Raw genomic sequence first — 6999 nt, forward strand, 5'->3', positions numbered from 1 at the left:
GTCTTCTGACTTCCATCTTCGGACTTCCAACTAATTGAATTTTCCCCAAAAACCTTTGCAAAACCAACACTTCGTACTATATTTGAAAAAACCTACATCGAATGGCACACAGTTTCGATACTTTTAAGGTTGAGCTAATTGATCGAGTATACTTACGAAACGATGGCTTTACAACCCCTAGAACAGCTAGAATTCAACTCTTTGATGCAAGAGGAAAGGTGATTATTGAATACGCATTGGCTGCGCCCATTATCCCCGAAATATATGAATCAATTGGACGTGGAGAAACGGTAAACCTTGATGAATGCTACCTCCATGGATTCTCATTAACAGCTTGTAGACGATTCCTAATTCTAGATAAAAATACAGTTGTTAAAATAAACGGTTTTTCGGCTCGTAATGCGGTCTTTGAAACAGCCTTCAATATTGATCTATCTTATGGTGAATTTGATACTGATACGTTTACCGTTGATGGCTCAATATTCATCGGGAAGGAATTGACCTTTCACTCATCTACTTTCAATACAAACGGCATTAATTTCGCCAACTGCTTTATTAAGGTCGATAAGTTCGACATGGTAATGGCCAGGTTCAATGATGGCGAAATCAACTTTAAGAACACTATTTTCGATAAGGGTTCAGTTGATTTTCAGGATGTTGATTTTGGTTCAGGGGATGTCAACTTTACCAATACCGAATTTGGCGAAGGCGATGTATCCTTCGTCAATACTCGCTTTAACGACGGAGATGTTAGCTTTAAAGTAGCCCGTTTTGGTCACGGGAAAGTCGATTTCCATTATGCAAAATTTGGGAAAGGCAATATTTCGTTCGAACGTGCCGAGTTTGGTACTGGTCGTATAGATTTCAGAACAGTTGAATTCGGCAAGGGTAAAACATCTTTCAATCGATGCGTATTTGGCGATGGTGAGGTAAACTTTGAGGGTGCCGAGGCGCATTATGGCAAGGTGTCGTTTAGAAAATCAATATTTGGGAATGGAGTCGTTTCATTCGAACTATATCACGGGAAAGGCTCTGAACTTGTGTTCGAAAAAGTCGCCTTCCCTGCCGATATCAGCTTTGCTGGATTAGTTGCTGAATCGCTAATACTTGATGCTTGCCAGTTTAACTCAACCCTTAACCTTCACGTTGAGGAGTGCGAAACGCTTAACATGACCGGAAGCGTTATTCGTGATATTGCGGATTATTATACACACGGCCCTTTGCCAAAGGTAAAAACGTTAAACCTTGCAGGGGTTCGCTTACTAGGCCAGTTCTACTGCGATTGGGAAACCAATTACATCGACAGGTTGATTTACGATCAAGAAGAAACTACCGTTGCTGAAAAAGCTGAACAGTTCCGGATTCTTAAGGAGAATTTTGGCAACCTTGGCAAGTACACCGATGAGGATAAAGCCTACGTTGAATTCAAACGTTGTGATCAAAAAGCAATCCTTCAAAGTGAACTTAAGGGAAATTTCTTTAAAAGGATAACAGCCTACATCAAATATTACTTTGAATTGGTTATTTTCGATTGGGTTGGTCTTTACGCAACGGCTCCATCGAGGGTAATTTTTAGCATGATTGTGATTTATGCAATATTTAGCCTGTTGTACACAGGTGTAGCTCTTTCTGGGTTAGGTGCTATTATTCCCGGAACTGCCGATGGTGAAAAGTTAGGGCTTGTAGTAAAAGGATTCTATTTCAGCGTAATTACTTTTTTTACTATTGGATATGGTGATTTTGCTCCTTCGGGAATTGCACGCTTGGTATCTGGTTTCGAAGGATTTTGTGGCGTTTTTATGATGTCATATTTTACAGTTGCTTTTGTAAGGAAAATATTGAGATAAATGCTTGAATTTTCTATTATAACGTCAGTTCGATGTAATAAACAATGTATTAATCTGTGTGTCAGCCAAATTGTTTTATTTGAAACAATGGAGTGCTGGAATAATGGAAAAATGGAAGAAAGAAGCAAAAATCTGTTCTCCATTATTCCATCATTCCAATCTTCCATCATCGTACTTAATAATTATATATCTCTGCAAATGAATACATTATTACATTTCTTATATCGAGTTCACATTAAATTATTAAAAATTACACTTTATGATTAAAAAACTTATTTTATCGGGAATAATACTATTTATTCTCTTATCAATTCAACAGGTAGATGCTTGTTCTACATTTTGCTTAAAAGACAGTAAAAGCATAGTATTCGGTCGAAGTTACGATTGGAACATCGGCTATGGGTACATGATGACAAACCTCAGAAACGTTAAGAAAACAAGATTTCTCCCATACGATGAAAAGCTAACTACTTGGACATCAAAATATGGTAGCGTAACATTTAACCAATATGGAAAAGAATACCCAATTGGGGGTATGAACGAAATGGGATTAGTTATTGATGTAATGACATTAAAAGATACCTATTATCCTAATCCTGATGAAAGATCGGCTATAGATGAGCTAGGCTGGGTTCAATATCAATTAGATAATTCAGCCTCAATACAAGATGTAATTGAAAGTAATATAACAATCAGAATTTCCAACAAGACATTCGTAAAACTCCATTTTCTTGTTAGCGATGCTTCAGGTAGAACACTGGCGGTTGAATTCCTGAATGGTGTTGCGACGTTCCACTACGATGAGAATTTACCATATAAATGCTTAACAAATAGCACTTATGATAACTCATTGACCTATCTTTCTAATCACATCGGTTTTGGAGGCGAAACACCTGTTGATTACCAGAACCATATATCTGCAAACTCACTTGAACGATTTGCTATTTGTGCCGACATGCTAAATAAATACAAAGAGGACATAAATACATCAATAATAGATTACTCTTTTGATATTTTAAATAATGTAAAAGACGAGGTTAGATCACAGTTTCAGATAGTTTATGATCTAAAAAATAAGGAAATCCATTTTCGTTCGCTTCAATCAAGCAATATAAAAACGGTGAACCTTAGCAGCTTTGATTTCGACTGCACTTCCAAACCCATGATGATTGATGTTAACACCACATTTGATGGGAATATTTTCAATAAATTTAGCCAGTACGACTCCACAGCAAATAGAGAGCTGATAATAAAGGCCTATCGTGAAACAGGAATAAAATTACCCGAAAACATAATTCTAAAAATAGCCAGATGGCCAGAGAATATTACTTGTTCTCAATAGAATTTTGAAAGTTGAATTACTTTGCTTTTTGAAAGGAAAATAGATGACAACCATCTATTTTCCTTTCTGCATTCTATATAGTTCATACCAATTTTGGGTGTAAGTATTTTTGTTATTATTATTGAAAATAGTGTGTAAACCCCTATTTTTTATAGGCAGTTAAATGATGACGCAACATTTATCTTATTTTTTCATCTATTATAAAAAAATAAGATATGAAATCTAGAATAGTATTAACTCAAATTCTTCTTTTAGCAACTTTTATTTCTTGTAATAAAGAAAAACAAGAGCGAAAAGTGACATGTACAAATCTTTATGATTATGCCTATTCGGAAAACTGCCCAATTGGCTCACTATGCACAACCAGTATATGTAATGAATATCAAGCAATTTGGAAGGAACTTTTTTTAGAAAAAAATAATTTAAGTGAAAGTTACTTCAATGACCATATCATTCTTTGCCAATCTGATACAATTACTTGGATGGATGGTATTTCATTTAGTATTTGCTATAAAGTAAAAATAGGTTGGGCTATTGCATGGAATTGCGATCAATTTATTATTAAAATTAAAAATGGAAATAGTCTCTATCCTTCGATTAATATACCGAGAGACGAATATCTATCAAAAGAAAATATTCGAATTGCAATTGATAATCATGCTTTTTCTTCAAACATGACAGCCATTTCTAATGATGAAGTATTGAAATTCACCAACAGTGAAATTGCATTAGACAAAATGATAAAAGATGCAAATGTCAGTACTTTATGTACCCGTTCGGTTTTCATTAATGATTTGGGACATATCAGCATAGAAGCTAATGCGGAATATGTTAATGAAGTTAACTTATGTATTGTTGGAACTATTGACTTAATAAATGGGAACACTCACTTTTATGATACCATGTGTAGAATATATTAACTACCTCTTTCCCCGGCAATTCTAATTCTACTTTGACAGATTAGAAAAACACACGAAAAATCAACCTAATTTGCTCCTATCCCTAAAGGGTGTAGGTTGATTTTTCTGCTTTCTCCCTTTAGGGTAAGGGGTAAAAAAGTAGAACCGAAGTGAAACGAGTTCGACGAATTCAAAAATCAAGTATAAACGTAATCTGTCAAAGTAGAACTAAGTAAATAAAACAAAAATCATAGTATTCGGCTTATTCTAAGTTGAATATGGGTTTATATAATAAATCTATAAAAAATAAATTCATCTTAAACTCCAAATTATTTAAAAACTATTATTGAGAAAAATTATATTTGAAATAAATCATTAATTTAGAAAATATGAAAGAAAGTAAACTCTCAAAATCAATTACTGGTAAAGCATTTACTGTATTTTTATTATTGCTAGTTTTATTTTTTAGCAGTTGTGATCCGCAAGATGGAAGCGGTCGTAAAAATATGGTTTCTGGGAAATGGCATATCCCGCAATTTGGAGCCCCAATGAATAGTTTAAACCTATACCTTCGTGAGGAGAAAGGAACAGGTAAGGTTACGGGTCGAAACGCAAATGGTAATTTTACTGTTAAAGGAAAAATGAGTGGGTATTCTTTCATTGGATCTTGGGAGGATTCAAACTTAATGCCTCCGAACAACAAAGGAACTTTTTTTATGGATTTTAATAACGATTGTTCATTATTTAAAGGAAAAATACAATTTAGAAAAGCCACAGGACTTGCTGATGATGAGTTTGAAGGCAAAAGCGTTCCCCTATCTATGGGCGAAGCAATGAGAAATGGCGTTATTACAAATGAAGATTTAAAGCAAAATAAAAAATAGAAAGGGTTTTAAAAATACGAATCATTTACGAAAAAGGAATTTGTTTGGGTTTTCAAAAACAAATCAAATCGTTATTTTTCTTTCCGTTGAGTCAAGGCTTTAAGCAAAAAAAACAAAAACGTATAGTTGGATTTAGGTTTGTGAATTGTACCTTCATCCAACTATTTTTATTAGGCTTCGCCTATAATCATTGTTTGATAAGGCAAAAAGGGTTGGTTTCATGATTTAGGAGCATCAAAACACCGCCCTCCCAGCCTAACCCTCGCTAACCATTGATGGAACCCGATTAGCTGGTTTGCTGGTATCTTCGTTTTCTGAAACCTTCCGGGCGCGGAGCTGCGCATCAAAAGTATCGTTAAGATTTTTTATCATGCTGCAAACATTGTCCCATTTAGCATCCTTGCTAATGGTTACATTGGCCTCGGCAAAAGCAACCATGTTACGTATATTCTGCTCGTACTCAGCCCTTAGCTTGCTGGCCGATGGGGTTTTAACCGTGATGGTTTGCTTAACCTTGCGCTGGTAGTACAGGCTTTCGAACTCCTGCTGGGCAAGCCTTAATCCTTCCAGTACTGGGGCAAGCCGCAGCAGCTCGATAGAGGCAGTATAATCGCGCTTTGCCACCTCGTTTAGCAGCGCGTTAACATTAGTAGATTCATCGGCAAGGGGTTGATTGGGCAAATCCTTACCAAACTGCTTAATAGCCCCACCAATAAGTAATGCCGCGCTTTTCTCGGTGGGCACAAGCGAATGCTCAAAACCCTTAACCATAAGGACTAGCTGCCGGATTAGCGTGCCTCGCTTTTTGTTAGCAGCCTTCACCTCATCGGTAAGCCTGCTCTTACGAATAGCCTTGTAGCTAGCCTGTATATTCCTATCGGACTCCTTAACGTTAAGGTACTGGGTACAGGTGTTTATCCCATCAATTTCTTCCGATTCAACAATGAAAAGTAGCTGTTTCCCGTATGAGAGCAGCTTGGCCAGCGTTAGGCGCGAAAAACTGAAAAATAAACTCATAATTTAAAATTTTAGAGGTTAAATTGATATTCCAGTTACTTACTGCTAGTAATCCTCCTTTGGTTTAAGTATGAGATTACCCCCCTCGGGAGCATTCGTGCAGCATTTTGTATTACATAACGGGTGATATTGCCTTTAATTATATCATTTAACCTTTTTTCACAAATTAATTTTTTTTAAGCTTCCGTACGCCTTCGAAAGGGCAAAATGAATCCATTTCATGCTTTTGTAACCTCTCGGAAGGGCAAAATGAATTCATTTCATGCTTTCGTAACCTCTCGGAAGGGCAAAATGAATCCATTTCATGCTTTCGTAACCTCTCGGAAGGGCAAAATGAACTCATTTCATACTTCCGTACGCCTTCGAAAGGGCAAAATGAATCCATTTCATACTTTCGTAACCCTACGGAAAATAAAAGGCGAAGCTAGTTCGGTGCAGACATTGACAATTTAAATCGAACGTACTTTAAATTAAAGTTGTTGGGTGATGACTAGCAATCCTAATTGCATTCATCTATTTTATTGAACTAGATCAACAATTATTATTGAGTAAGGCAAGAAGGATTCGCTTCGTAAATAAGGAAGGGTTATGAGAAGTTATATTTGAATCATTAGCAAATTAAGACAAAGTATGTCATTGAAAAATAAGTAATCGAGGAATAAAATTGAAGTACGGTTTTTTTTAAAATATTTATCGAAAGAACAAAAAAAATTAAAAATATTGCCAATATTAAAATAATGTGTAACTTTAAATATGAAGAACAAAAGAATCTCACTATAATGGAATGATTTAGAATTCTAAGAATGAGGTTATTTTGTTTTCCATAGGTTTCTTATGCCTTAAATTAGGAAATTCCAAACAGTAATGGAGAAGTTTTACTGTAAGAGCCTGTTTAAATATTTTTAATCATCATAGCAATGGAAGCCACGAGTACCCACGCCTCGCTTGATTCTATATTCGCTTCATAATCCTTGCTGAGTCTCCTTGACCACATGAGCCATGAAATCGAA

General features: G+C 35.6%; 5 protein-coding genes. 4 read left to right on the forward strand and 1 reads right to left on the reverse strand.

Features of this window, described 5'->3' with window-relative positions; translation table 11 throughout:
* The first annotated feature begins 101 nt into the window (after positions 1-101).
* From HOO91_12950 to HOO91_12965, 4 genes are all read left to right on the forward strand, one after another.
* Positions 102-1847, forward strand: coding sequence for a hypothetical protein (locus HOO91_12950; protein ID NOU18457.1), 1746 nt, complete (start codon positions 102-104; stop codon positions 1845-1847).
* A gap of 259 nt (positions 1848-2106) precedes the next feature.
* Positions 2107-3189 (forward strand): linear amide C-N hydrolase, encoded by a 1083-nt coding sequence (locus HOO91_12955; GenBank protein ID NOU18458.1) that lies wholly within the window; start codon positions 2107-2109, stop codon positions 3187-3189.
* 215 nt (positions 3190-3404) lie between these two features.
* The gene (locus tag HOO91_12960) at positions 3405-4109 is read left to right on the forward strand and encodes a hypothetical protein (GenBank protein ID NOU18459.1); all 705 of its coding nucleotides are present in this window, start codon (positions 3405-3407) and stop codon (positions 4107-4109) included.
* A 368-nt stretch (positions 4110-4477) separates the two neighbouring features.
* Entirely contained in the window at positions 4478-4972 is a 495-nt protein-coding gene (locus HOO91_12965) for a hypothetical protein (protein NOU18460.1), read from the forward strand.
* A gap of 255 nt (positions 4973-5227) precedes the next feature.
* Here HOO91_12965 and HOO91_12970 read toward each other — a convergent pair whose 3' ends face one another.
* Entirely contained in the window at positions 5228-5989 is a 762-nt protein-coding gene (locus HOO91_12970; GenBank protein ID NOU18461.1) for a hypothetical protein, read from the reverse strand.
* Positions 5990-6999 lie beyond the last annotated feature (1010 nt).

This window comes from Bacteroidales bacterium (assembly GCA_013141385.1).
Lineage (GTDB): Bacteria > Bacteroidota > Bacteroidia > Bacteroidales > Tenuifilaceae > UBA8529.

What these genes read in the sequence shown, in the direction of transcription:
- HOO91_12950 (NOU18457.1), top strand. Translation starts at nt 102, where the DNA reads ATGGCACACAGTTTCGATACTTTTAAGGTTGAGCTAATTGATCGAGTA.
- HOO91_12955 (NOU18458.1), top strand. Translation starts at nt 2,107, where the DNA reads ATGATTAAAAAACTTATTTTATCGGGAATAATACTATTTATTCTCTTA.
- HOO91_12960 (NOU18459.1), top strand. Translation starts at nt 3,405, where the DNA reads ATGAAATCTAGAATAGTATTAACTCAAATTCTTCTTTTAGCAACTTTT.
- HOO91_12965 (NOU18460.1), top strand. Translation starts at nt 4,478, where the DNA reads ATGAAAGAAAGTAAACTCTCAAAATCAATTACTGGTAAAGCATTTACT.
- HOO91_12970 (NOU18461.1), bottom strand. Translation starts at nt 5,989, where the DNA reads ATGAGTTTATTTTTCAGTTTTTCGCGCCTAACGCTGGCCAAGCTGCTC.